At 70.7% G+C, this 23,371-nt stretch carries 24 protein-coding genes and 2 tRNA genes; 15 read left to right on the forward strand and 11 right to left on the reverse strand.

The window, feature by feature from the left end; all coding sequences use genetic code 11:
* The first annotated feature begins 202 nt into the window (after positions 1–202).
* From EV382_RS31065 to EV382_RS31075, 3 genes are all read left to right on the forward strand, one after another.
* Positions 203–1,087: a GH25 family lysozyme gene (locus EV382_RS31065; RefSeq protein WP_130407778.1), complete on the forward strand. Its 885-nt coding sequence runs from the start codon at positions 203–205 to the stop codon at positions 1,085–1,087.
* A 100-nt stretch (positions 1,088–1,187) separates the two neighbouring features.
* Entirely contained in the window at positions 1,188–2,456 is a 1,269-nt protein-coding gene (locus EV382_RS31070; protein ID WP_130407780.1) for a DUF1800 domain-containing protein, read from the forward strand.
* Position 2,457: 1 nt separating this feature from the next.
* Entirely contained in the window at positions 2,458–3,720 is a 1,263-nt protein-coding gene (locus EV382_RS31075) for a DUF1501 domain-containing protein (RefSeq protein ID WP_130407782.1), read from the forward strand.
* 31 nt (positions 3,721–3,751) lie between these two features.
* Here the strand turns inward: EV382_RS31075 and EV382_RS31080 are convergent, their stop codons facing one another.
* Together EV382_RS31080 and EV382_RS31085 are read right to left on the reverse strand one after the other, a co-directional pair.
* Positions 3,752–5,182: an exopolysaccharide biosynthesis polyprenyl glycosylphosphotransferase gene (locus EV382_RS31080; protein WP_130409359.1), complete on the reverse strand. Its 1,431-nt coding sequence runs from the start codon at positions 5,180–5,182 to the stop codon at positions 3,752–3,754.
* A 256-nt stretch (positions 5,183–5,438) separates the two neighbouring features.
* Entirely contained in the window at positions 5,439–6,503 is a 1,065-nt protein-coding gene (locus tag EV382_RS31085; protein WP_130407784.1) for an LCP family protein, read from the reverse strand.
* 119 nt (positions 6,504–6,622) lie between these two features.
* Between EV382_RS31085 and EV382_RS31090 the strand changes: the two genes are divergently transcribed.
* The 3 genes from EV382_RS31090 to EV382_RS31100 all read left to right on the forward strand — a co-directional run bounded on the left by EV382_RS31090 (position 6,623) and on the right by EV382_RS31100 (position 9,380).
* Positions 6,623–7,456, forward strand: a complete 834-nt coding sequence (locus EV382_RS31090) for a class I SAM-dependent methyltransferase (protein WP_130407786.1) — start codon at positions 6,623–6,625, stop codon at positions 7,454–7,456.
* A 4-nt stretch (positions 7,457–7,460) separates the two neighbouring features.
* Positions 7,461–8,279, forward strand: coding sequence for an MOSC domain-containing protein (locus EV382_RS31095; RefSeq protein ID WP_130407788.1), 819 nt, complete (start codon positions 7,461–7,463; stop codon positions 8,277–8,279).
* A gap of 111 nt (positions 8,280–8,390) precedes the next feature.
* Positions 8,391–9,380, forward strand: coding sequence for an expansin EXLX1 family cellulose-binding protein (locus EV382_RS31100; RefSeq protein WP_208758522.1), 990 nt, complete (start codon positions 8,391–8,393; stop codon positions 9,378–9,380).
* Between the two features lie 4 nt (positions 9,381–9,384).
* Here EV382_RS31100 and EV382_RS31105 read toward each other — a convergent pair whose 3' ends face one another.
* From EV382_RS31105 to bcp, 4 genes are all read right to left on the reverse strand, one after another.
* Entirely contained in the window at positions 9,385–9,921 is a 537-nt protein-coding gene (locus EV382_RS31105; protein ID WP_130407792.1) for a GNAT family N-acetyltransferase, read from the reverse strand.
* 81 nt (positions 9,922–10,002) lie between these two features.
* Positions 10,003–10,085: transfer RNA gene (locus EV382_RS31110), tRNA-Leu, on the reverse strand.
* On the reverse strand, positions 10,071–10,994 hold the full coding sequence (locus EV382_RS32980) for an HNH endonuclease family protein (RefSeq protein ID WP_208758524.1): 924 nt from the start codon (positions 10,992–10,994) through the stop codon (positions 10,071–10,073). The genes EV382_RS31110 and EV382_RS32980 overlap by 15 nt, the downstream gene beginning before the upstream one ends.
* Positions 10,995–11,024: 30 nt before the next feature.
* Positions 11,025–11,501, reverse strand: a complete 477-nt coding sequence (gene bcp, locus EV382_RS31120) for a thioredoxin-dependent thiol peroxidase (RefSeq protein WP_130407794.1) — start codon at positions 11,499–11,501, stop codon at positions 11,025–11,027.
* Positions 11,502–11,678: 177 nt separating this feature from the next.
* On the opposite strand from bcp, the gene EV382_RS31125 reads away from it, so the two are divergent.
* From EV382_RS31125 to EV382_RS31140, 4 genes are read left to right on the forward strand one after another with little or no spacing between them, the layout of a single operon-like run.
* Entirely contained in the window at positions 11,679–12,395 is a 717-nt protein-coding gene (locus EV382_RS31125; protein WP_130407796.1) for an energy-coupling factor ABC transporter permease, read from the forward strand.
* Complete coding sequence (locus EV382_RS31130; RefSeq protein WP_130407798.1) at positions 12,392–12,817, forward strand: PDGLE domain-containing protein; 426 nt, start codon at positions 12,392–12,394, stop codon at positions 12,815–12,817. Before EV382_RS31125 ends, EV382_RS31130 begins: the two co-directional genes overlap by 4 nt.
* 14 nt (positions 12,818–12,831) lie before the next feature.
* On the forward strand, positions 12,832–13,602 hold the full coding sequence (gene cbiQ, locus EV382_RS31135) for a cobalt ECF transporter T component CbiQ (protein WP_130407800.1): 771 nt from the start codon (positions 12,832–12,834) through the stop codon (positions 13,600–13,602).
* Complete coding sequence (locus EV382_RS31140) at positions 13,599–14,357, forward strand: energy-coupling factor ABC transporter ATP-binding protein (protein ID WP_130407802.1); 759 nt, start codon at positions 13,599–13,601, stop codon at positions 14,355–14,357. The genes cbiQ and EV382_RS31140 overlap by 4 nt, the downstream gene beginning before the upstream one ends.
* Here EV382_RS31140 and EV382_RS31145 read toward each other — a convergent pair.
* Genes EV382_RS31145 through EV382_RS31160 form a run of 4 tightly spaced genes read right to left on the reverse strand, consistent with a single transcriptional unit; the run spans position 14,341 to position 17,306 of the window.
* The gene (locus EV382_RS31145; RefSeq protein ID WP_244236868.1) at positions 14,341–15,453 is read right to left on the reverse strand and encodes a hypothetical protein; all 1,113 of its coding nucleotides are present in this window, start codon (positions 15,451–15,453) and stop codon (positions 14,341–14,343) included. The two genes, EV382_RS31140 and EV382_RS31145, sit on opposite strands and share 17 nt — an antisense overlap.
* Positions 15,450–16,166 carry a DsbA family protein gene (locus EV382_RS31150; RefSeq protein ID WP_130407804.1) on the reverse strand — a complete coding sequence of 239 codons (717 nt, stop codon included), beginning with the start codon at positions 16,164–16,166 and terminating at the stop codon, positions 15,450–15,452. The genes EV382_RS31145 and EV382_RS31150 overlap by 4 nt, the downstream gene beginning before the upstream one ends.
* A complete protein-coding gene (locus tag EV382_RS31155) occupies positions 16,159–16,683 on the reverse strand; it encodes a MauE/DoxX family redox-associated membrane protein (protein WP_130407806.1) in 525 nt (174 codons plus the stop codon). The genes EV382_RS31150 and EV382_RS31155 overlap by 8 nt, the downstream gene beginning before the upstream one ends.
* A 32-nt stretch (positions 16,684–16,715) precedes the next feature.
* Positions 16,716–17,306 (reverse strand): sigma-70 family RNA polymerase sigma factor, encoded by a 591-nt coding sequence (locus EV382_RS31160; protein ID WP_130407808.1) that lies wholly within the window; start codon positions 17,304–17,306, stop codon positions 16,716–16,718.
* A 172-nt stretch (positions 17,307–17,478) separates the two neighbouring features.
* Between EV382_RS31160 and EV382_RS31165 the strand changes: the two genes are divergently transcribed.
* The 3 genes from EV382_RS31165 to EV382_RS34045 all read left to right on the forward strand — a co-directional run bounded on the left by EV382_RS31165 (position 17,479) and on the right by EV382_RS34045 (position 21,054).
* On the forward strand, positions 17,479–19,146 hold the full coding sequence (locus EV382_RS31165; protein ID WP_208758525.1) for a copper resistance CopC/CopD family protein: 1,668 nt from the start codon (positions 17,479–17,481) through the stop codon (positions 19,144–19,146).
* Between the two features lie 17 nt (positions 19,147–19,163).
* A complete protein-coding gene (locus EV382_RS31170) occupies positions 19,164–19,898 on the forward strand; it encodes a YcnI family copper-binding membrane protein (RefSeq protein WP_130407812.1) in 735 nt (244 codons plus the stop codon).
* A gap of 151 nt (positions 19,899–20,049) precedes the next feature.
* Positions 20,050–21,054, forward strand: a complete 1,005-nt coding sequence (locus EV382_RS34045; protein ID WP_130409363.1) for a hypothetical protein — start codon at positions 20,050–20,052, stop codon at positions 21,052–21,054.
* Positions 21,055–21,174: 120 nt separating this feature from the next.
* On the opposite strand, the gene EV382_RS31180 is transcribed toward EV382_RS34045, so the two are convergent.
* Complete coding sequence (locus tag EV382_RS31180) at positions 21,175–22,458, reverse strand: glycosyltransferase 87 family protein (RefSeq protein WP_130407814.1); 1,284 nt, start codon at positions 22,456–22,458, stop codon at positions 21,175–21,177.
* A gap of 72 nt (positions 22,459–22,530) precedes the next feature.
* On the opposite strand from EV382_RS31180, the gene orn reads away from it, so the two are divergent.
* Both orn and EV382_RS31190 read left to right on the forward strand, forming a co-directional pair.
* A complete protein-coding gene (gene orn / locus EV382_RS31185; RefSeq protein ID WP_130407816.1) occupies positions 22,531–23,121 on the forward strand; it encodes an oligoribonuclease in 591 nt (196 codons plus the stop codon).
* 104 nt (positions 23,122–23,225) lie between these two features.
* A tRNA-His gene (locus EV382_RS31190) sits at positions 23,226–23,301 on the forward strand.
* Positions 23,302–23,371: the final 70 nt, after the last annotated feature.

Consider the following 23,371-nt stretch of genomic DNA (forward strand, 5'->3'; position numbering starts at 1 on the left):
GATTGACGGTGCACGCATCGGCGGGCTGCTGCCGTAAGTCGTTCTCTATTCACTTTTGCCGGGCAGGGCAGCGCGAAGGCCCCGCACGTGCGTAAGGTGCGACAGTACTTTCGGGCCGGTTGATCCGCCGGCCCGCGCGATGCCCGCGTTCGCTGGCGACCCGCGAGACGTCGGCTTCTGAGCAAGGAGATTCGGGACACTCATGTCACGGAAATGGATTCCGGTGCTGGTCGCCTGCGCGCTGGCTGTCAACCTGCTCGGCACGCCTGCGGCGGCGGGCGCGGCAGCCTCCCCCGACGGAGGCGGCCGAGCCATCGCCGGTGGCATGTCGGGGGTCCGGCAGAGCCCGGCGTCCGCGCTGGCCGACCCACCTGCCGGTTACACCGTCCAGGGCATCGACGTCTCCAGCCATGACCACAACCTCGGGCCGATCAACTGGAACGCGGTGGTGGCCGAGGGCAACTCGTTCGTCTACATCAAGGCCACCGAGGGGAACGACTACCTCAACCCCTACTTCAACGACGACTACACCGCGGCGAAGGCGGCGGGCCTCCTCGTCGGCGCGTACCACTTCGCCCGCCCGGACGGGCGCGACCCGGTGGGGGAGGCCAACTACTTCATCAACAACATGCGGTGGGCGAAGGACTCCCGCACGCTCGTGCCGATGCTCGACTTCGAGTGGCCGTACTGGGCCGGCGCACCGACCTGCTACGGGCTCACTCCGGCGGAGCTGACCAACTGGGTGCGGGTGTTCACCGACCAGGTCAAGGCCCGCATCGGTCGACCGATGATGATCTACACGAACACCAACTTCTGGAACCCCTGCACCAACAGTGACCCCTCCTTCGGCGACCTCCTGCTGGACATCGCCGGCTACACCACAACCCGGCCGCCGCTGCCCGCCGGCTGGTCCACCGAGACCATCTGGCAGTACGCGCCCGGTGATCCGTCCCAGCCCGGCAACTACAGCAAGAACGTCTTCAAGGGCGACCACGCGGGCCTGGCCCGGCTGACCAGCCCCGAGGTCAGCACCGCGCCGCCCGGCCCGCCGCCGATCCGTCGGCCACCCACGCCGACGCTTCGCTGATCGGCGCGGCGCCGGTCCGGATCGTCGTCACCAATTCAGCACATTGGAATTCCAGACCCGTGGCTCGACCGGGTCATCGACGTCGCATACATTTGCTGGCATGGCCGACGATCTCGCGTTGCTACTGCGCCGCGCCGGTTTTGGCCCGACCGCCGCTGAGTTGGCCGCCGCGAAGAAGGCCGGGTACGACGCGACAGTCGCCGCTCTCACCGCGCCCACCGCGCCGGACGTGGGAGCGTCGCTGGCCCCCGTGCCGGTCCTGGGTCCGGATCCTCTCTCCGGGCTGTCGAGCCCGACCGTCGCCCAGCGCGCCAAGGCGAGCGAGGAGCGTTGGCGACAGACGGCGCGGATCACCCAGTGGTGGCTGGATCGCCTCACCGTGGCCGATCACCAGACGCGCGAGAAACTGTGGTTCTTCTGGCACGGGCACTGGGCCACCTCCGTGCGGAAGGTGTTGCGGCCCCAACTGATGCTGACCCAGCATCGCACGTTGCGCAGCTCACTGGACTTCGCGGTGATGGCGCACAAGATGATTACGGACCCGGCGCTGGTCTTCTGGCTCGACGGCGAGTCCAACACCCGGACGGCCCCCAACGAGAACCTCGGCCGCGAGTTGATGGAACTCTTCATGCTCGGCATCGGCCGATACTCCGAACAGGATGTGAAGGCGGCGGGTCGCGCGCTGACCGGCTGGCGGATCGACTACGACGGCGCCCGCACCTTCTTCAGCCCGGGCTGGCACGACAACGGGGCCAAGACGATCCTTGGCACGACCAAGAACTTCGACGCCCACTCGCTCGTCGACTTCCTGCTCAAGCAGGATCGGTGCGCCGCCTTCATCGCTGAGCGGCTGTGGTTCCGCTACGCATCCTCGACCGACCCGATTCCGAAGTCCACCCGGGACGCCATGGTGGCCGTTTTCCCGAACTCGATGTCGATGCTGCGGAAGCTCTTCGAGGACGACGCATTCCGCGCCAGCGCCGGCAGGTTGGTGAAGCAACCGACCGAGTGGTTCGTCGGCGCGATGCGACATCTGGGGCTGCGGCCCGGGGAGTTGTCTGATGAGATGTCGACGTACGTCCTCAATGGTCTGGAGCGGCTGGGCCAACTGCCGTTCGCGCCGCCGAGTGTCGAGGGGTGGCCGGCCGGGGCCGAGTGGTTGACCGTCGGGGCGGCGCAGGCCCGCCTGAACCTCGCCGGCCGGATCGCCCAGCTGGTTCCTGCGCAACGGCTCACCCCGGAGGACGTGGCACACGTTCTCACCATCGAGACCTGGACCAACAGGACGTACGCGGCCCTGAAGGCCACCACCGACCCGCAGCACCTGTTGACCATCGGATTGGCGAGCCCGGAATACCTGGTGACGTGACATGGATGCAGTGACCCGGCGCAGATTCCTGCTGGCCTCCGGAGTTGTCGGCGGCAGCGCCCTCGTTGCCGGTGCGGCCAAGTTGAGCCTGGGCGGTCTCCTGCACACCGCAGGTGAGGCGTCCGCCCGGGAAGACCACCGTAAGACCCCCAAGCTGGTCATCGTCACCCTCTACGGCGGCAACGACGGCCTCAACACCGTCATCCCGTACGCGAGTCGGGCCTACTACGCGGCCCGGCCCGAGCTGGCCTACGAACCCGAGCGGGTGCTTCGCCTCGACGACGCGCTGGGGCTGAACCCGATGCTCAAGGGCTTGAGTTCGCTGTGGGGTGAGCAGCGGTTGGCGGTCGTCCTCGGCGCCGGCTATCCGAAACCGGACCGGAGCCACTTCCGTTCCATGGACATCTGGCAGAGCGCTTCGCCCAGCGGTCCGACCAGCTCGGGGTGGGTGGGCCGTTGGTTGGACGGCACCAAGGCCGCGCCCGAGGCCGCGGTCAGCTTCGAGCCCATGCTCCCGCCCCTTCTCGCCGGGGAGACCCGCACCGGGGCCTGCGTGAGCATCGGTGGGCTCAAGCTGCCGACCGGCATCACCCCGGACATGATCGGCGTGCTGGGGCGCAGGGAGCCGAACGAGTCGGAGTTGCAGGCGCGGGCCGCCGACGCGTACGCCAACCTCATCAACATCAACCAACTCATCCGGGACGCCGAAGCCGCCAGCGCCGCACCGGAGGTCACCGTCCAACCGGAGAGCCCCGCTACGAGTACGGGCGGGTCGAACGTCCTCTCCGCACAACTGCTGCGGGTGGCGCAGTGCGTCGAGGCCGGGGTCCCCACCCGGGTGTATTCGGTGAGTCTGGGTGGGTTCGACACGCATGCCTCGGAGCGGATCGGCCACGAGTTCCTGCTGCGCCAGCTCGACCAGGCGTTGACCAGCTTCGCCGGCCGACTGTCGCGTACCGAGGCCGGTCGCCAGGTCACCACTGTCGTCTACAGCGAGTTCGGCCGGCGGGTCCGGGCGAATGCCTCTGATGGCACCGACCACGGAACCGCCGGCCCTGTCCTCGTGCTGGGTTCCCAGGTCGCCGGTGGGCTCTACGGGGAGCAGCCGAGCCTGACCGACCTGGACGACGGTGACCTCAAGGCGACGACGGACTTCCGGGATGTCGTCGGCACCCTGCTGGCCGAGGTCCTGCAGGCCGATCCGGCGCGTTACATCGGCGGCGGGTACGAGCCGAAGATGCTGCCGTTCCTGGCGCGCGACTGACGGTCACGACCCGACCGGCCGGTCGGGACCGTCAGCGACCACCACCGCGGAAGACCTCCGCCACCGTCCGGAGCACCACCTTCACGTCGAGCCAGAGCGACCAGTTCTCGATGTAGTAGTTGTCGAACCTGGCCCGGTCGGAGATCGGGGTGTCGCCGCGCAGGCCACTGACCTGAGCGAGCCCGGTGAGGCCGACGGGCACCCGGTGGCGCATCGCGTAGTTCGGGTATTCGGCCGAGAACTTCTCCACGAAGTGCGGCCGTTCCGGCCGGGGCCCGACCACGCTCATCTCACCGCGCACGATGTTCCACAACTGCGGAAGCTCGTCGAGGGACGTGCGGCGCATGAACCGCCCGATCGGGCCGACGCGCCGGTCGTGTGCGATGGACCAGTTGGTCTGAGACTCCTGCTCGTCGACCGGGCGCATCGACCGGAACTTGATCACCTTGAACGGTTTGCCGTACCGGCCGATCCGCTCCTGGTAGAAGAAGATGCCACGGCCACCGTCGATGAACGTGGCGATCGCGCAGAGCAGCAGGACCGGGCTCAGCACGATGAGCGCCAGGGTGGCGACGAGGACATCCGAGGCCCGCTTGATGGCCCACCGCGGCCCGGACAGGGTCGTATCGCCGATCTTGGCGATCGGGATGGCACCGATGTGGTCGGGGTATCCGGCCTGGGACCGGGACCCCCACAGCCGTGGCACCACCCACAGGTCGCAGCGCGAGGTGTTGGGCTGGAGCAGGGTCGCGATCAGGGTGGACTCGGTGCAGTCCGGGTCGGCGATGACCAGGACGTCGCAGTTGAGCAGGCGGACCAGTTGCTCGACGTTGTCGAGGGTGCCGAGCAGCGGCACCGCGCCGGTGTCCTGTCGGGACGCGGCGTCGACGCAGCCGACGAAGCGCAGACCGTACTGCGGGTAGCGCCGCAGCAGCCGGGCCAGCTCCACGCCGATCGGGCCGCTGCCGATGATGATGGCGTTGTGCTCCACCCACCGCCGCCGACGCGCGACGATTGTGAACTTCCGGCTGAGCGCACGACCGGCGATCACCAACGCCGCGGAGAGCGCGACGCCGCGCATGAAGCTGGTCACGTACTCCACCGAGGCGTGCCGTTCGGCCGCGATGATGGCCACCACCGCGGCCGAAGCCAGCAGCCGTCCGCAGAGGATCGGCAGCTCGTCGAGAATGCTGACGTGTCGCCGGGCCCGGTAGAGCCCGCCCGCCGCGAAGATCGCCACCGTGAGGGCGGCGTTGGCCAGCGTCCCGCGCCAGTAGTTCTGCGTCAGCAGCAACGGCGCCAGCAGTGCCACCACATCGACGGGAGCCGTCATCATCCAGGCGCGCAGGAAACGCGTGCCGGTGGAGGCCCGGGAGCTGGCGTAGGGCAGCACCGCGGTCGTGTCGAGACCGGGGACCATCGCTGCCTTGGCCGCCGGTTCGGGCCGCTCGACGCGGGGCATCGCGCCGACGGTTGGTGCGTCGTTCGCTGGCTCGTTCTCTGCGGTCCCCGACTCGGTGGGCGCGGCCTGCTGCTGCGGCACCAGAGAGTGCTGCGCGGCTTCGTCAGGCGTGCTGGAATAACTCACCGCCGAATGGCGTGACATGATCGGTTCCTCCCCCGTGGTTGCCCTCGGCCTTACATGTCGCGCCTTCGGGCGATCGCAGGATATGAGTCGCTCAGCTGCGCCGCCATAGCCGGATGGCCAATTGAACGCCCTACTTACCGGCGGCCAGGATCTCCGGCACCGCGTCGCGGCGTACCGCACTGTAGAACGACTTGGCCTTCTCGGTGTTGGCGAAGACCACGCTCTCGCTGCCGACCCGGCCAGTGCCCTTCGTCGGGCTGGTCAGGAAGGTCATGTTGCCGCCACGCAGGTTGCGCAGGTCGGTCGCCATGTCCAGCAGGGACATCTTCTCGTCGACCGAGACCGCGCTGGACGAGGCCTTGACGAACGAGTTGAGCCGGCTCGGGTTGGTGAGGATGCCGCCGGAGGCCGCCTTGTCCATGATTGCCCTGATGACCTGCTGCTGGTGCCGGATGCGGGCGAAGTCGCCGTCGGCGAACTGCTTACGCTGCCGCGAATAGTCCAGCGCGGCCTCGCCGTCCATCCGCTGCATGCCCTGCTTGAAGGTACGGAACGGCGGGTGGATCGAGGTGAACGACTTCTCCGAGTCGATATCGACGCCGCCCAGCGCGTCGATAATCTCCACGAATCCGGCAAAGTCAATGATCATGACATGATCGATCCGGACGTCGGTGAACTTCTCCACGGTCTGCACCATCAGCGGCACGCCACCCCAGGCATAGGCTGCGTTGATCTTCGCGTCCCGGCCGCCGTTGTTGCCGTTCTTCGAGCGCGGCACCGGCACCCAGGTGTCACGGGGGATCGAGACGAGCTGAGCGCTGGATCGATCCTTCGGGATGTGAGCCAGGATGATGCTGTCGGTACGCGAGCCGGTCGTGCCCTCCGGATCACGGGAGTCACTACCCAGGATCAGCATGTTCAGCGCGCCCTTGGCCGCCGCCTGCGGACGGCCCTCTTCGGGGACGTCAGCGAACGCGTCGACCCGGTCGATCCCAGAATCGATCGAGCGGAAGTAAAGCCCACCCGCGATCAGACTGCCACCGCCGAGCAACGCCATCACCAGAAAGGTGATCAGAGCGACCCTCTGCCACCGCGGGCGGCGTCGCCGCGATCGGGGAGCCTGAGTCGGCTCAGGCGGCGACTGCTGGTCAAAGAACTGGGTCTGGGGTTCCACGTACTCCTGGCGATACTGCATGCCGCGATGCTACTGATTCTGGGTTACAGGCATGTACCCCTGTCCGGTCCATCCGGCTGCACATCCTGACCAAAAGGCTTTTTCCCCGAACGATTGCCTGAACCTGATATGAAGCAGCGGTGGACGTCACGCAGCTGCGCCGAGCCATCGCCCGTACGCCACTCGCACCTGTCGCCGCATTCCCTAAGCGACTCGCCCGGGTCGCCCGCCACGACGCCAAGGTTCTGCGCGACTCAGCCCGCTGGTTGGTCACCTCCCGTGAACATCACAACTACACATATGAGCTGACCAAGCTGAGCCGCCACCACCTGACCTGGTTCGTCAGCGTCGTCTGCGACATCCCGATCCAGCAGGCCCGCGGCCACGTCGCCGAAATCGAGTCCGACGACGTGCTGCGACACCACATCGAGCAGACCACCGCCACCGCGGCCCGCCGTGGTCTCGCCGACAGGAAAGTCTGCTATGCCCGACGCGTTGGCTGGTACGCGATCGTCCGAGCCACCCGCCCCTCGCACATCGTGGAGACCGGCGTGGACAAGGGACTGGGCACCTGCGTCCTGGCGTCCGCCCTGCTACGCAACGCACAGGAGGGGCACCCGGGCCGGGTCACCTCGCTGGACATCAACCCCGAGGCCGGGTACCTCGCCCGAGCCACCCCATGGTCGGACGTCGTCGACCTGGTGATCGGCGACTCGATCGCCTCGATCGCCGCACTGGACCGCCCGGTCGACCTGTTCCTGCACGACAGCGACCACAGTCGTGCCCACGAGAAGCGTGAGTTCGACGCCGTCGAGCCCAAGCTCGCCCCCGACGCGATCCTGCTCACCGACAACGTCACCAGCACCAACGTCCTCGCCGAGCACGCCGAACGCACCGGCCGGCGGTTCCTCGCCTACCGGGAGAGCCCGGCCAACCACTGGTACCCGGGCGACGGCATCGGCGTGGCATGGTAGCCAGGTGCGGCTGACCTCGATTCACACGTACCCCGTCAAGGGTTGCCACCGGCTCGACCACGACGACGCGTTCGTGCACCCCTGGGGCCTGGCCGGCGACCGACGCTGGATGGTCGTGGACGCCGACGGCGTCGGCGTCACCCAACGGGAGACGACCCGACTCGTCGGCCTGCACGCCTCGGTGCACCCCGGCGGGTTGACGCTGCGCGCCGACGGCCAGCCCGACCTCGACGTGCCGGAACCGGCCGACGGCGAACCGGTCCCGGTGCGTACCTTCCGCAGCCGCACCTTCGGAGTCCCCGCGCTGCTGGCCGGCCCGGCGGCCGACGCCTGGCTCGGCACCCTGCTCGGCCGCCCGGTCCGGCTGGTCTGGCTGGCCCAGCCGACCCGCCACCTGGCCGCCGAGGGCCGCGAACACGACACCGGCGACCAGGTCAGTTTCGCCGACGCCTACCCGCTGCTGCTGGCCAACGCCGCCTCCCTCGACGTCCTCAACGACTGGTTGGCCGAGACGGGGGAGGAGCCGGTGCCGATGACCCGATTCCGGCCCAACCTGGTGGTCAGCGGTGCGCCGGCCTGGGCCGAAGATGACTGGGCCGGCCGGCCGCTGCGCATCGGCGACCGGCTGTTCCGGGCCGCCGGGCCGTGCGACCGCTGCGTGGTGACCACCACCGACCAGGAGACCGGGGTACGCAACAAGGAACCCCTGCGCACCCTCGGCCGACACCGCAACGTCAAGCAGAAGCTCCTCTTCGGACTGAACCTGGTGCCGCTCGACAGTGGGCCCCTGGCCGTGGACGCCCCGATCGTCATCACGACCTGACCGGGCCCTCGACCAGCGACCGGCACCCTCCGATCACCGTCCGTCGATGCTGTCTTAGCTTTGGCTTAGCCCGCTTGTCGGTACGCGCCCCGGTCCGGCAGCATCGCCGTCGTGACGGACGGAAGCGCTGTCGACATCGACATCGACCTGGACCATCCTCCAGCGGACCGGCCCGCGCCGCCGTCCGGCGCGAAGCCCTGGCTGGTCGCCGCCGGCGTCACCGTCCTCGCGGCGGCGCTCGGGTTCACCCTCACCCTGCGCTCCGGCGCCGCCCCGGCCTGCGCCGTCGGCCGGGCGCTGGTCGCCGCGCCACCCACCGGCAACGCCACGCACACCGGCAAGGCGACCTTCTACGACTCCGAGGGCGCGGGCGGCAACTGCTCCAACCCGGCCGCACCGGCCAACCGGCTCTACGTCGCGCTCGGTCCGACGGAGTACGCCGCCGGCGCCGCCTGCGGCGGATTCGTCGACGTCGTCGGGCCGAAGGGCACCGTCCGGGTGCTCATCATGGACCAGTGCCCGGAGTGCGAGCCCGGCCACCTCGACCTGTCCCGTGAGGCGTTCGCCCGGATCGCCGACCCGGTCCAGGGCCTCGTACCGGTCACCTACCGCGCGGTGGTCAACCCGCCGCTACCCGGGCCACTCACCTTCCGGATCAAGGAGGGCGCGTCCCAGTGGTGGTTCGCCGTCCGCGTCGGCAACCACGGCAACCCGCTGCGGTCCGTCGAGGTCCGGCAGGGTGACAGCGGCCCCTGGCAGTCGGCCGCCCGGCAGGACTACAACTACTGGCTGATTCCCTCCGGCGCCGGGCCGGGCCCGTTCAACCTTCGGGTCAGCGACGTGTACGGCAACCGGGTCACCGTCGGCGGCATTCGGATGGCGCCGGGCCAAGTGCAGAACAGCGCGGTCCGGATGTACACGTCCGGCGCCGGGGCGGCCACCCGGCGTCCGTCCGCGTCGACCCGGCCACCGACGAACCGGCCCGCCGCCACGCCCACGCCGGCCCGTCGCCCGGTCGAGGTGGCGAGGACGAGCGCGCCGACCACCAGCGCGCCGGCCACCGGTTCGGCCGGGGCGAACGCCCGCTGGTGTGCGGGCTGACCGCTCAGTCGGCGACCGTCAGATCGAGCCACATCAGAATCTCGTCCCGGTCGTCATCGGGGGCCACCCGCAACGCGCGCGGCAGCCGGCCGATCTCCCGATAGCCGAGGCGGCCGTAGAACTTGTCCAACCCCAGCCCGTCGCGCACCGTGACGTGCAGCGCCTCGTGGCCGAACACCCTGCCCAGCCGGGCGGCCTCCACCATCAGCGCCGAGCCGTAGCCGCTGCCCTGGGTGTCCGGGTGGACCATCACCCGCTTCAACACACACCAGTGCGCCTTGAGCGGGAAACGGTTGTCACTGAAGATCAACATGGCGGCCAGTCGGCCCCCGGAGTAACCGACCAGCAGCCGGTCCGGTCCGTCGGCGATGCCGGCGAAGGTTGGATCCGCGATGACGTGCACGTCGGCAGCGGTGACCGGTGGCACGAAGCCGACCGCCCCGCCGGCGTTGCTGACGTCCACCCACAGGTCGACGATCTCGGCTCGCAGCTGTGGGGTCAGGTCGGGGTCGAGGACGAAGCGCAGACTCACGCCCGCCATCCTGACCCGGAGACCAGGCCCGCGACCCGAAACAGTGACGCGCCCGACACCGCCGCCCAGCAGGTGATCTGTGTCGACCTGTGCGGGAGAGGGGATTCGAACCCCCACATCCTTCCGGATACAGGTTCCTAAGACCTGCGCGGCTGCCGTTACGCCACTCCCGCCAACTCCCTGAGTCTAGAGCGTCTGGCTTCGACGGTGTTGAGCCCGGCCTCCCTGAGAAGGGTCGAGATCGTGCCGTGACTGACTCTGCATCCTTCGCCAGGCAGATTGCGAAGGATGCCGGACAGTCGCTTCGGCCCGGCATCCGGATGCGCCAGCGCCTGTTCGATGACCGCGTCGCGACGGGCCGCCGAACGCCAGCTGCGGTTCGGGCGTGCTTTCAATACGCCGTCCTGCTCGAGCCTTCGCCGAACCTTGTGTAGATACGCCGGGGTCCAACCCAACTGCCGTGCCGCCTCCAAGGCCGTCACCTGCTGGGCGTCGACCCGACCGACGAGGTCGACGATCTCTGAGCGAGTGGCCGGCCGGCGATCGGAGCTGGCCGCCCCGTCGTGGCGTTCCTCCCCATCGGTCGGCGTCGCGAGGCTGGGGATATCAAAGGCCCGTTTTCGCCGGCCGGCGTAGGTGGCGGTCTGGCTGTGGCAGTTCGGGCAGAGGAGCCGGAGATTCGGTGGCCGGTTGTCGAGGAAGTCACCGTTTATGTGGTCGACGTGCAGGATGAGCGGCGCGCCACGCCACACCGGCCCTATCCCACAGCCCTCGCACTCCTGCGGCACACCGAGTGTGCCCAGCGCCCACTTCAACCGCGCTCCGGGCGTCCGACGGGACCCTTCGGGCAGCACAACCAGAAGCTGTGCGGAGGTGGTGCGCCGTACACCGCTGCGACCCTTGTTGGGTGCCTGCCTCATGAAGTGCGACGTGTCGATGCCGAACCGCTTGAGCTGTCGGCTGATGTGCGCGTGCGAGCCACCGCTGACGCGTACGCCGAGCAACCGCATCACCTCGGTGATGTTGCGGGCGACGGCGGCAGCGGCGGCCAGCGCTTCGGGCGTGTACTTGTATCGGACCACTGACGGACCGTAGCGAACGGGTTCGACAGATCAGTCCAGGTCGAGGTCGCGGCGGAGTTTGGCGACGTGCCCGGTGGCCTTCACGTTGTAGAGCGCCCGCTCGATCTTGCCGTCGGCGTCGATCACGAACGTCGAGCGGATCACGCCGGTGACGGTCTTGCCGTACAGCTGCTTCTCGCCGTACGCGCCGTACGCGGTCAGCACGGCCTTGTCCGGGTCGGACACCAGCGGGAAGGTGATGGCGTCGCGCTCGCGGAACTTCGCCAGCTTCTCCGGCTTGTCCGGGGAGATGCCGACGACCTCGTAGCCGGCGGCCTGGAGTGAGGCGAGCGAGTCGCGGAAGTCGCAGGCCTGCTTGGTGCAGCCGGGGGTCATCGCGGCCGGGTAGGCGTACAGGACGACCTTGCGGCCTCGCAGGTCGGCGAGGGAGAGCTGGTCGCCGGTGTCGGTGCCGAGGGTGAATTCGGGCGCGGGGTCACCGGGGGAGAGTCGGTCGGGCGCGGTCATGGCCCGACCCTACCGCCGTGCCCGCCGGTGCCGTCGCTGCTGGCCGCCCCGGCTTGTCATCTCCGGTAAAGGTGATCATTACCTCGCGTTGTTGCCAGACTATGGCAACAACGAGGCATGGGAAATAGGCTGAGCCACGCCGGCCCGGTCGGGGCCCGCTGATGCGTGGGAGGTCGCGTGGAGACACTGGCGATGCACATCTCGAACGGGATCATCGACGGTCCCGTGGCAGCGATCTTCGCTGCCCTCGCGCTTGCCGCGCTCACCGCCTGCGTTCTGCGCGGCCGGCGTGACCTGGACGACCGGCTGGCCCCGATGGCCGGCCTGGTGGCGGCGTTCATCTTCGCCGTCCAGATGCTCAACTTCCCGATCTTCACGGCCGGCGTCAGTGGCCACCTGCTCGGTGGCGCGCTCGCCGCCATGCTGGTCGGCCCGTGGGTCGGCGCGCTCTGCGTGGCCGTGGTGCTTGTCGTACAGGCACTGATCTTCGGTGACGGCGGGGTGGCGATGCTCGGCCTCAACATCACGAACATGGCACTGCTCGGCACCGCCGCGGCGTACGCGCTGATCGCGCTGCTGCTGCGGGTGCTGCCCCGCACCCGAGCCGGTCTGGCCGTGACCGCGTTCGTCGCCGCGACGGTCAGCGTGGTGGTGGCGTCGCAGGGCTTCGTCCTGCAGTACTGGCTGGGTGGCACCACCGACCTGGGCAGCAACCTGGGTGGCCTGGCCGGCACGATGGCCGGCGTCCACCTGCTGATCGGCATCGGTGAGGGCCTGATCACCGCGACCACGGTGCTCACCGTCGCGAAGGTACGCCCCGACCTGGTGTACGCGCTGCGCTCCCTGCGTACGCCCGCCGCTCCCGTCGTCCCGGTCGCCGGAGGTGTCCGATGAAGAACCGTTCCTGGGCTTTCCTGGCCGGCGGCCTGCTGGTCGCCCTGCTGCTCGCCGGCGTGGTCAGCAACTACGCCTCGTCGCACCCGGACGGGCTGGACTCGTCGTTGCTCAAGGGCTGCACCGTCGACGCCGACGACACCATCGTCGCTGGCAGTTGCCCGGCGCAGCAGGCGAAGGACCACGAGTTGGCCGACAGTCCGCTCGCCGACTACGGCGTGCGGGGGGTGCAGAACAGCTTCCTGTCCACCGGCCTGTCCGGGGTGCTCGGGGTGCTGGTGACCTTCGCGGTCGGCGCCGGTGGCTTCTGGCTGCTGCGTCGCCGGGGCACCATGCCGGCCGACGGTGACGCGACGACGTCCGCCGAGGGCGACATCGTGGCGTCCGGCGACGATCGCCGCCACGCCGGCGCCAACGGCTGAGCGGGGGTACGCGGATGGGGGCCGGTCACGGGCACGTGCTGTACCGCGAGTCGGACTCGCCGGTGCACCGGCTCCCGCCCGAGGTCAAGATCGTGGCGATGGTGGTCTTCACCATCGCCGTGGTGGCCACCCCACGTGCGGCGTTCTGGGCCTTCGGCGCGTACGCCGTGCTGGTGGCGGTGGTGGCGGCGCTGGCCCGGGTGGGCCCACGGTGGCTGCTCAGCCGGGCGTTGATCGAGCTGCCGTTCGTGCTGTTCGCCGTCGCTCTGCCGTTCCTGGGCAGCGGCGACCGGGTCGAGGTGCTGGGCCTGCGCCTGTCCGAGGACGGGCTGCACGGGGCGTGGAACATCCTGGCCAAGGGGACGCTGGGGGTGCTCGCCTCGCTGCTGCTCGCGGCGACCACCACCACCCGGGACCTGATCGTGGGGTTGGACCGGCTGCACTGCCCGCAGGTGCTCACCCAGATCGCCACGTTCATGCTGCGTTACCTCGACGTGCTCGTCGGCGAGGCGCGGCGGATGCGGGTGGCGCGGATCTCCCGGGGTGACGACCCGCGCTTCCTGTGGCAGTTGCGCGGCTTCGCCGCCGGGATCGGGGCGTTGTTCCTGCGTGCCTTCGAGCGCGGCGAGCGGGTCTATCTGGCGATGCTGTCGCGGGGTTACACCGGGCGGATGCCCGCCGTGTGGCAGGGCGAGGGTGCGGCGAGCGTCGGTCAGTGGCTGGTCGCGGCGACCGTCCCGGTGTTGGCGGTCTCCGTCGCCGCCACCGCCGTGGTGCTGTCATGATCGGTGTCGTGCAGACCGCTGTCTCGCTGGACGTTCGGGGCGTTCGCTACGCGTACCCGGACGGGCACGTCGCCCTGCGGGGGGTTGACCTGACCGTGCCGCGCGGCGACCGGGTGGCGTTGCTCGGGCCCAACGGCGCTGGCAAGACCACGCTGGTGTTGCACCTCAACGGCATCCTCACCCCGACCGAGGGCAGTGTGAACGTCGGCGGGCTGACGGTCAGCCCGGATCGGGCCACCCTGGCCGAGGTGCGTCGCCGGGTGGGCATCGTCTTTCAGGACCCGGACGACCAGCTGTTCCTGCCCACGGTGGCGGAGGACGTGGCGTTCGGGCCGGCGAACCTGGGCCTGCGCGGGGCCGAGCTGGCCGCCCGGGTGGACGAGGCGCTCGCCGCCGTGGGGATGAGTGAGCACCGGGACCGCGCCCCGCAGCACCTGTCGTTCGGGCAGCGCCGCCGGGTGGCGGTGGCCACCGTGCTCGCCATGCACCCGGAGATCCTGGTGCTCGACGAGCCGTCGTCGAACCTGGACCCGGCGGCCCGTCGTGAGCTCGCCGAGATCCTGCGCGGCCTGCCGGTGACCCTGTTGATGGTCACGCACGACCTGCCGTACGCGGCGGAGCTGTGCGAGCGTTCGGTGATCCTGGACGGTGGCCGGATCGTCGCCGACGCTCCCACCCTGGATCTGCTGACCGATTCGGCCCTGCTGGCCCGTCACCGTCTTGAGCTTCCCTACGGCTTCACCCCGCGGCGGTAGCCCGCCGGTCGGTGTCTGCGGCGCGCGGCGATCGGGCGGCGGCCCGTGCGGTGGCGTGCAGGCGGAGGACGCCGGCGGCGGTCGCTCCGGCACCGGCGATCAGCACCGCCGCCACCATGACGCGGGCGACCTCGGGTGACCAGGGCACCGGGGCGATGGACCGGGCGAACACGGTGGCGTTCGCCGCGCCGGCGAAGAGTGCCAGGCAGGCCCCGGCCAGTGCCACCACGAAGTCGGCGGACGGGCGGCGGGCCAGCGCGTACCACCCGGCGGCGATCGCGCCGAGCCCGGTGAGCAGTGACCAGACCTGCCCGGAGAGCAACCCGACCACCACCGGGCCGACACCCTGCGCGCCGGCGTCCAACTCGCGCCCCACCGGGTACACCACGGCGACCGCGCCGCCGACGATCAGCAGCGCACCGAGCGCGGAGAGTGCTCGCCGACCGGCCGTCGCGGCGGCGGCGAGCAGGCCGAGCGCGCCCACCGCGAGCAGCGCCACGATGGTCACCGCCCACCAGGTGTACGCGTCCGGCGGCGGCACCCAGTCCAGCGTGCCGCCGATCATCACCGGGTCGGTGCCGTCGCGCAGCGGGATGGTCCAGTCCCGGACCCGGTGCTCGCGGTCCGGTGCGGCGCGTACCGCAGGTGGTGGCGTCGACTCCTGCCACAGTGCGCGCTGGTCGTGCCACCGCGCGGTGGTGCCGTCGGCGATGCGCCGCCAGGAGGGTGCGGCGGCCGGGTCGGCCTCGGCCGGGAGCGCGGTGTCCCCGTCGATGGTGCGGTTCAGGTAGGTGGCGGGGGAGCGGTCGTTCTCGAAGACCCCGTCCGGGCCGACGCGCAGGTAGGGCTCTCCGGAGTAGCCGATGACCTCGATGGTGCGCCCGGTGCGGTTGGTCAACTCCAGTCGGGCGCCCGCCTCGATGACGCGTACCTCAAGCCCTGGCCGCGCCGGCGCGACCCCGGTGGTCCGGGTGCGGTAGTCGGTGCCGTTCGGTGCGTCCGCGCCGTGCGCGGCGGCGGGGGCCGCGCTGATCAGGGTCGCCACGGCGGCTGCGGCGGCGACCAGGCCGGCGCGGCCCAGCAGGGTACGGATCACTTGCCGGCCGCCGCCACGGCTGCGGTGAGAGCGTCCGGGGTGGGGTTCTCGACGCGCTGACCGTTGACCTTGACGGTCGGCGTGCCGGTGACGTTGCTCCGGCTGGCGTCGTCGGTGACGTGTTCGGTCCAACCCTTGTACGTCTCGTCCTTCACGCAGCTGCCGAAGGAGCCCCGGTCGAGGCCCACGCTGGTGCCGATGTCGATCAACTTGTCGTCGGTGAGCCCGGCGCTGCCCTCCGGCGGCTGCTGGGCGAAGAGCGCCTTGGCGTACTCGTGGTACTTGCCGCCCGCCGCGGCGCAGCCGGAGGCGGCCGAGGCGCGGGTGGAGTACTCGGTGGTGGAGAAGCGGTTGAGGTACGCGACCGGGTGGTAGACGACCTTTGCCTTGTTCTCGGCCACCAACTGTTCGAGCGTCGACCCGCTGGTCTCCTCGAACTGTTTGCAGATCGGGCAGAGGAAGTCCTCGTAGACGTCGATGGTGACCGGGCCGCTGCCGACGACGATGCCGGTGCCGGCGTCGTTGGCGCCGGGTGGGGTGGTGAAGTCGTCGGAGCGCTGGCTGGACCAGACGGCCCAGCCGATGACGCCGGCGATGAGCAGGACGACGACCGCGGCGGCGGAGACCCAGATCGTGCGGCGGCGTCGGCGCTCGCGGGCCAACTGCGCACGCACCACCCGGGCGGCGTCGCGCTGCCCCTTGCGACTACTCATCCTCGTCCTCCACAACGGGTTCGCCGGACAACCACCCGTCCACGGATACCGGCGTACGCGGCCAGATCAGCAGAAATCCGGCCAGAACCAAGAATCCCAGGTCCCGGAGGATCTCCGGGAGGTAACTGGGTGCCTGCCCCGCCGCCAGTTGCCCGCCGCTGCCGAAGCAGCCGCAGTCGATGGCCAGCCCGCGCGCCCAGGCCGAGGCGATCCCCGCGATGAAGACCACCAGCAGCGTGGCGGAGACCCCGGCGACGAGCCGGGTGGCCAGCCCGAGCAGCAGCAGCACGCCCAATGCCAGCTCGACGAAGGGCAGCGCCGCGCCGACCACGGTGGCCACGTCGTACGGCAACACCTGGTACGCGTTGACCGCCCGCCCGGAGGCGGCGAGGTCGCTGACCTTCGACGCGCCGGCGACCAGCCAGACGGCGGCGAGGCCGAACCGGGCCGCGAGGCCGAGCCAGGGGCGGACCAGGGGCCACCGGCCGCCTCGGGTGGAAGGTGCAGTCACGCTCATTTGTCGTCCCGTCCGCGCCGGAAGTTCCGGGTTCAGCCGGCCAGGGCGTCGCCGACCGCCTCGACCAGGTCGTCACGGGCCCGGGCGACCCGGGAACGGATGGTGCCCACCGGCACTCCCTCGACGGCGGCCGCCTCGGCGTACGACAGGCCGAGCAGTTGGGTGAGCACGAACGCGGAGCGCCGCTCGGGGCCGAGCCGGCGGACCAGGTCGGCGGCACCGAGCTGGCCGGCCGGGTCGGGGTGCGGTCGGTCGGTGTACGCGTTCGCGGCGAGGCGCTCGTCGAGCCGGCGACGCCTGATGACCGTGCGCAGGTGGTCGGCGCAGACCCGCCGGGCGATGCCGAGCAGCCAGGTGCGGGCGCTGGAGCGACCCGCGAAGGCGGGCAGGGCCCGAAACGCCCGCAGGTACGTCTCCTGGGTGAGGTCGTCGGCGCTGTCCGGGTCGACCAGGGCGGCGGCGAACCGCCAGACGTCGGCCTGGGTCAGCCGGACGAACGCGCCCTGGGCGGTGGCGTCACCGGCCCGGGCGGTCAGCGCCCACTCGGTTGCCGGGTCCCGGGCGACCTCGTCGGCCGGCGCGGCCGGGCCGGCGGCACCGGAGTCACGCGGGACAGGGATCACGACAAACCAGGTTACGCGGCACCCGGCACCGCGTTAGGGTCGTTCGGCCCTTGGATGGTCTGCGCCACGTCGGGAACTTTTCCCCACCCCGGGCCGACTACCAGTTCATGACGTGTGAACACGGCAGCGACCACCCCCCTCGGGTCGCCGAAAGGGACACCCATCGGCGACCATGGCCGGCATGACTGTCGCCCCCCGCCGTTGGGCCGCCCGGTTGGCCGCAGCCGCCGGCCTCCTGGTCACCGTCGTGGCCTTGTTGATCGCGCCAGCCACGCCCGCCAGCGCCCACGCGGTGCTGCAGAGCAGCAGTCCGGCCGCCGCGTCCATCGTGCCGAACGGGCCGTCCGAGGTGGTCCTCACGTTCAGCGAGTCGGTCCGCAAGGTGCCCGGCAAGATCCGGGTCATCGCCCCGGACGGGTCCCGGGCCGACCGGGGCGAACCGTCGTTCGGTGACGCTGTGGTGACCATCCCGGTGGACCCGGCCGGTGCCCGGGGCACCTACCTGGTCAGCTTCCGGGTGATCTCCGCCGACAGTCATCCGGTCTCCGGGGCGTTCACCTACTCGGTCGGCGCACCCTCGACCCCGCCGGTCGACTCGGGTACGGACAGCCGCGCCAACCCGGTGGTGGAGACGGCGGTGAAGGTGGCCCGTTTCCTCGGTTACCTCGGCCTGGTGCTGCTGGTCGGTCCGGCGTTGGTGCTCGCTGCGCTCTGGCCCCAGCGGCTCTCCCGGCGGGGGCCGACCCGGCTGGCCTGGACCGGCCTCGGTCTGGTGGCCGTCGCCACCCTCGCGGACCTGTGGTTGCAGGTGCCCTACACGGCTGGCGGTGGTCTCTTCGACGTCACCGGCGAGGGGTTCGGCAGTGTGTTCGGCAGTTCCTTCGGGGCCGCCCACCTGATCCGACTCGGCCTGCTGGCGGCGTCCGTCTTCCTGCTGCGTCCGCTGCTGGCCCGCCCCGCCGGCCGGGCGGACGCGATCATCCTGGCCGTGCTCGGCGGCGTCGCCCTGCTGACCTGGCCGTTGGCCGGGCACGCGGCGGCCTCCCCGGCGCCGGCGGTCTCGGTGGTGGTCGACGCCGTCCACCTGGGCAGCATGGCGGTCTGGCTGGGCGGTCTGCTCATGCTCGCCGTCTTCCTGCTGCGGCAGGCCGACGAGCGGGAGTTGGGCGCGATCCTGCCGATCTGGTCGCGCTGGGCGGCGCTCGCCGTCTCGGCGCTGCTGCTCGCCGGCACCGTCCAGGCGTTGATCGAGGTGGCCACCCTGCAGGCGCTCTTCGACACCACGTACGGGCGCTTGCTGCTCGCCAAGATCGGTCTGTTCGCGCTGGTCATCGCCGTGGCCGCGTACTCCCGGCACCTGGTGCGCAGCCGCGTCGCGGCGCAACGTCCGGTGCCGGTGCGCCGGGCGGCCCTGGTGGAGCTGGCCGTCACCGTGGTGGTGCTGGCCGTGTCCGCCACGCTCGTGCAGACCACGCCGGCCCGCACCGCCGCGGCCGGCCCCTCCGCTGGGGCCGAGGCCGGCCTCTTCAGCACCAGGCTGGACAGCCCGCTCGTCACCGTGGAGGTCGAGGTGAGCCCGGCCGAGCGGGGCAACAACTCGGTGCACCTGTACGCGTACGGCAAGGACAACCAGCCGCTGCTGGTCGCGGAGTGGAAGGCGACCGTCGCGCTGCCCTCGGCCGGGATCGAGCCGATCGAGGTGCCGTTGCTGAGGTTGACGGACAGCCACGCCTACGGCGACATCAGCCTGCCGGCCGCCGGTGAGTGGCAACTGAAGATCACCGCCCGTACGACCGACATCGACCAGGCCACGGTGACCGCCACCGTGCCCATCCGTTAGAGAGGTTCGCGAACCCCATGACCGGATTCCGGCGTACCGCAACCGCCGCTGCCGCCCTGGCGTTCACCGCCGCCGCCACCGCTGTGTTCGGCTTCGCCGGACCGGCGTCGGCGCACGTCACGGTGAACCCGAAGGAGGCGACCCAGGGCGGTTACGCCCGCCTGGCGTTCCGGGTGCCCAACGAGAGCGACACCGCCTCGACCACCAAGCTGGAGGTGGTGCTCCCGGAGAACGCCCCGGTCGGCTCGGTGTCGACGATGCCGGTGCCGGGTTGGACGGTCACCACGGAGAAGCGCAAGGTGGACCCGCCAATCGAGGTGCACGGCAGTCAGCTCACCGAGGCGATCTCCAAGATCACGTGGACGGCCGCCGGCGACGCGGGTGTGAAGCCGGGGCAGTTCCAGGAGTTCCCGGTCTCGTTGGGCCCACTGCCGCAGGTCGACTCGATGGTCTTCAAGACCCTGCAGACCTACTCGGACGGCAACATCTCGCGTTGGATCGACGAGCCGGCGCCGGGCGCCGAGGAGCCGGATCACCCGGCGCCGGTGCTCACCCTGGCCGCCGCCGCGACGCCGGCGGGTTCGACCGCGCCGACCGCTGCCGTCGCGTCGCCCGACGACGACGGCGACGACGACGGCAACGGGCTCGCGGTCGGCCTCGGTGTGGCCGGTCTCGTCGCCGGCCTGGCCGGCCTGGTGCTGGGCGGGCTGGCGTTCGCGCGTACCCGCCGGGAGCCGGTCGCCAAGGCCTGACCCCCCGTCTCACCCGCTGGCCCGCCGGATCATCCGGCGGGCCAGCGCGCTTTTCCGAGTCGGTGCCGGCCGTGCCGTGGATATCCCCTGATCAGACGGGCTACGTCGGTAAGGTCGGCCGGGTATTTGGCTACGGAGGGGGACGGTGCGGATGCGGTTCGTGCGGGTGATCGCCGGAGTGCTGCTGTTGGTCGTGGGAATTCCGGCGCTGTTCGCCGGTGGCGGGCTGTGGCTGGTGACCCGTCACGCCGACCCCGGCGGAGCCTTCACCGCCCGTTTCGAGACGGTCCGCACACCGGGTCACGCGGTCGTCGTCACCGACCTGGATCGACTCCTGCGGCAGGAGGCGTCCTTCGCGCGTACCGCACAGACCCGGCTGCGACTGGACGCCCGCGGCGCGGGCGGCCCGGCCTTCGTCGGGTTGGCGCCCACCGCCGAGGTGCGGAACTGGCTGGACGCGGTCCCGCACGCCACGGTCCGCCGGGTGGCGCTGGCCCGGGGGCCGCTGCCGGTCCGGCTTGACCCGGCCGGCCCGGTCGCGGACACCCCGGGCGCCGCGACGGCCGGCGGGCCGGTCACGCCGCTGGGCCAACCCTTCTGGGTACGCGAGGGGATCGGCTCCCTGGAGTGGAGCGCGGACGACCTCGCCGACCAACCCATGAGCCTGGTGGTGATGCGCCCCGACGGGGAGGCAGACCTGGCCCTGGACCTGCGCGCCGAACTGCGGGCCGAGTGGACCGGCCCGGCCACCTGGGGCCTGCTGGCCGTCGGCGTGCTGCTGGTGGTGTGCGCGGCGCTGCTCCTGCTGCGACCGCTGCGCCCACGTGAGGTGATCTTCGTGGTCGAGCCGGATCAGGTGCCGGTGCTCGCCGGCCGCCTCGGAGTCACCTCGCTGAGTGGCCTGGGCCTGCGGCAACCCGAGTCGACCCCGCCGTTGCCGCGCCGACAACTCGCGCCGGTCGGCGCGGCGGAACGGCCCCGGTCGGCGATCGGCGCCGAACCGGCGCGCGCCGCCACCCTCGCCGACCTGGACGAGCCGGTCCGGCTGCCCCGCCCACCGGAGGTGACGCTGAGTCTCGCGTGGCCGCCGGCCGCCGGGGACGACACCACGGCCCGGCCGGTGGCGGTCCTACCGGGCGACGGGCCTACCGGCTGACGGCCGGGGCCACGGCGGTGGGTGAAACGGCGAGTGGCCCGCCGCGCTGCCGACGCGGAGGGCCACTCTCACCGGGGGATCGGTGCTACCCGAGCGACGCTTGAGGTAGGTGAGGACAGATTAGCGCCGAACATGGCTACTCGGGAGGTCTGTCCATTTGATGCGATTTTCGGCACCTGGCCCCGAGCGGACCGGCAACGCCACCAGCAGCAGCAGACTGAGCAGCACGTAGGTGTTCTGTAGGACGAAGTCCACCGGGTCGTGGGTGCGGACCGGTCCCGCGCCCCAGGCCTGGAACGTCACCACGCCGTAGATGGTCAGGGCGGTGACGCCCAGCGCGAGCCCGCCCAGCCACCAACGGCGACGTGCCTCGTCCGGGCGGTCGGCGCTCAACGCCGCGTCAGCGAGCAGCACCACCGCCGGCACGAACCAGTAGATGTGGTGGGTCCAGGTGATCGGGCTCGCCAGGGAACCGACCAACCCGGTCAACGTCAGGCCCGTCAACGGGTCACCGGCCCGCGCCGCGCGGGCGGCCCGCCACAGCCCGTACGCGGCGACCACGGCGACCACCAGCAGCCAGAGCAACCGGTCCGGCTTCGCCGGCTCGGTGAACCGGCTGAGCAGGCCGAACAGCGACTGGTTGCCGACGATGTCGGTGCGCCCCACCCGTTCGGTGGTCCACAACTCGTGCGTCCAGAACCGCCACGAGTCGCTGGGGGCGATCGCCGCCGCGAGCAGGGTCGCCGCCGCCGCGGTCACGCTCGCCACCACCGCGGCCCGCCAGCGCCGGGTGGCCAGCAGGTACACGATGAAGATGCCGGGAAAGAGCTTGAGGGCCGTCGCCAGCCCCACGCCCACCCCGGCCCAGCGTCGTGCCTGCGGTACGGCGAACAGCAGATCGGCCAGGATCAGCACGACCAGCAGCATGTTGATCTGGCCGAAGGTGATCGTCTCCCGGATGCTCTCCACCGCCAGCACCAGCAGTACGGCGGCGACCAGGGTGAACGTTCGCGGCAACCGGTGTCGGGCGATCACCGGCGCCACCAGCCACCGGGTGGTCAACACCACGGCCAGCACGGTGAGCACCGTGAAGATCGCCACGGTGACGCCGAGCCGCAGCAGCCCGAACGGCCACAGCAGCAGCGCGCTGAACGGCGGGTAGGTGAAGTACAGCTCACCCTGCACCCGGTCCGGTTGGACGTAGTCGTAGAGCGGGTGACCGACGCGCCACCAGTCCATCGCGGACATGTAGATCTTGAGGTCGAAGAAGTTGTGCACCAGGCCAGGCAGGTAGAGCGCCGGCAGCACCGCGCTGAGGGCCACCACCGCGACCAGACGACGCACCGTACGGCCGCCGGGATCGTCTTCGGTGACGGCGGGCGGTGCGACGGGTTCTGCTGGCACCCCGAAACCCTAGCGGGCCGGCCCGCCGAGAGCGCGCAGCCGCGGGGCGTGGGCTGCGCGTAGGCTGTCCCGGTGGCTGATCTCCTCGTCTGGATCGACTGTGAGATGACTGGGTTGGACCTCGGCAGGGACAAACTGATCGAGGTTGCGGCACTGGTCACCGATCCCGACCTCAACGTGCTGGGTGATGGGGTCGACGTGGTCATCCACGCCGACGAGGCGGCACTGGAGGGGATGCCGGAGATCGTGCAGACCATGCACGCCAAGTCCGGCCTCACCGAGGAGGTCCGCCGGTCGGCGGTCACCCTCGCCGAGGCCGAGGACCTGGTCCTGGAGTACGTGCGCACCTTCGTCAAGGATCCGCGTACGGCCCCGTTGTGCGGCAACTCGATCGCCACCGACCGGGGCTTCATCGCCCGGGACATGCCCCGCCTCGACGCGCACCTGCACTACCGGATGATCGACGTGTCGTCGATCAAGGAACTCTGCCGTCGCTGGTACCCCCGGGTGTACTTCGGCCAGCCGCAGAAGGGCCTCGCGCACCGGGCACTGGCCGACATCCGGGAGAGCATCCGGGAGTTGGAGTACTACCGGCGTACGGTCTTCGTTCCGCTGCCCGGCCCGGATGTCGAGACCGCGAAGGCCATCGCCGCCGAACTCTGACCCCGGCGGCGCTGACCGGCAACCCGCTGGACGTGCCTCGCTGTGGTGTGGCTATTATTGGTCCGCACCCCGCCCGGAGCGATCAACCGGGCGACGGCGGCATGGTGGCTGTAGCTCAGTTGGCAGAGCACCGGGTTGTGGTCCCGGTTGTCGTGGGTTCAATTCCCATCAGTCACCCCACGGGAAAGCCCCCTCTTCGGAGGGGGCTTTCGTCGTTTGTCGGGGCCCTCTGGCCTGTTGCTCGGCTGCT

The sequence above is a fragment of the Micromonospora violae genome (genome assembly GCF_004217135.1).
Lineage (GTDB): Bacteria > Actinomycetota > Actinomycetes > Mycobacteriales > Micromonosporaceae > Micromonospora > Micromonospora violae.

Coding starts and splice junctions, on each gene's coding strand:
- EV382_RS31070 (WP_130407780.1), top strand. CDS start 1,188: ATGGCCGACGATCTCGCGTTGCTACTGCGCCGCGCCGGTTTTGGCCCG.
- EV382_RS31080 (WP_130409359.1), bottom strand. CDS start 5,182: ATGCCCCGCGTCGAGCGGCCCGAACCGGCGGCCAAGGCAGCGATGGTC.
- EV382_RS31075 (WP_130407782.1), top strand. CDS start 2,458: ATGGATGCAGTGACCCGGCGCAGATTCCTGCTGGCCTCCGGAGTTGTC.
- EV382_RS31155 (WP_130407806.1), bottom strand. CDS start 16,683: ATGAGCGTGACTGCACCTTCCACCCGAGGCGGCCGGTGGCCCCTGGTC.
- cbiQ (WP_130407800.1), top strand. CDS start 12,832: ATGGGGGCCGGTCACGGGCACGTGCTGTACCGCGAGTCGGACTCGCCG.
- EV382_RS31170 (WP_130407812.1), top strand. CDS start 19,164: ATGACCGGATTCCGGCGTACCGCAACCGCCGCTGCCGCCCTGGCGTTC.
- EV382_RS31085 (WP_130407784.1), bottom strand. CDS start 6,503: ATGCAGTATCGCCAGGAGTACGTGGAACCCCAGACCCAGTTCTTTGAC.
- EV382_RS31065 (WP_130407778.1), top strand. CDS start 203: ATGTCACGGAAATGGATTCCGGTGCTGGTCGCCTGCGCGCTGGCTGTC.
- EV382_RS31130 (WP_130407798.1), top strand. CDS start 12,392: ATGAAGAACCGTTCCTGGGCTTTCCTGGCCGGCGGCCTGCTGGTCGCC.
- EV382_RS31140 (WP_130407802.1), top strand. CDS start 13,599: ATGATCGGTGTCGTGCAGACCGCTGTCTCGCTGGACGTTCGGGGCGTT.
- EV382_RS31105 (WP_130407792.1), bottom strand. CDS start 9,921: ATGGCGGGCGTGAGTCTGCGCTTCGTCCTCGACCCCGACCTGACCCCA.
- EV382_RS31165 (WP_208758525.1), top strand. CDS start 17,479: ATGGCCGGCATGACTGTCGCCCCCCGCCGTTGGGCCGCCCGGTTGGCC.
- EV382_RS34045 (WP_130409363.1), top strand. CDS start 20,050: ATGCGGTTCGTGCGGGTGATCGCCGGAGTGCTGCTGTTGGTCGTGGGA.
- EV382_RS31150 (WP_130407804.1), bottom strand. CDS start 16,166: ATGAGTAGTCGCAAGGGGCAGCGCGACGCCGCCCGGGTGGTGCGTGCG.
- bcp (WP_130407794.1), bottom strand. CDS start 11,501: ATGACCGCGCCCGACCGACTCTCCCCCGGTGACCCCGCGCCCGAATTC.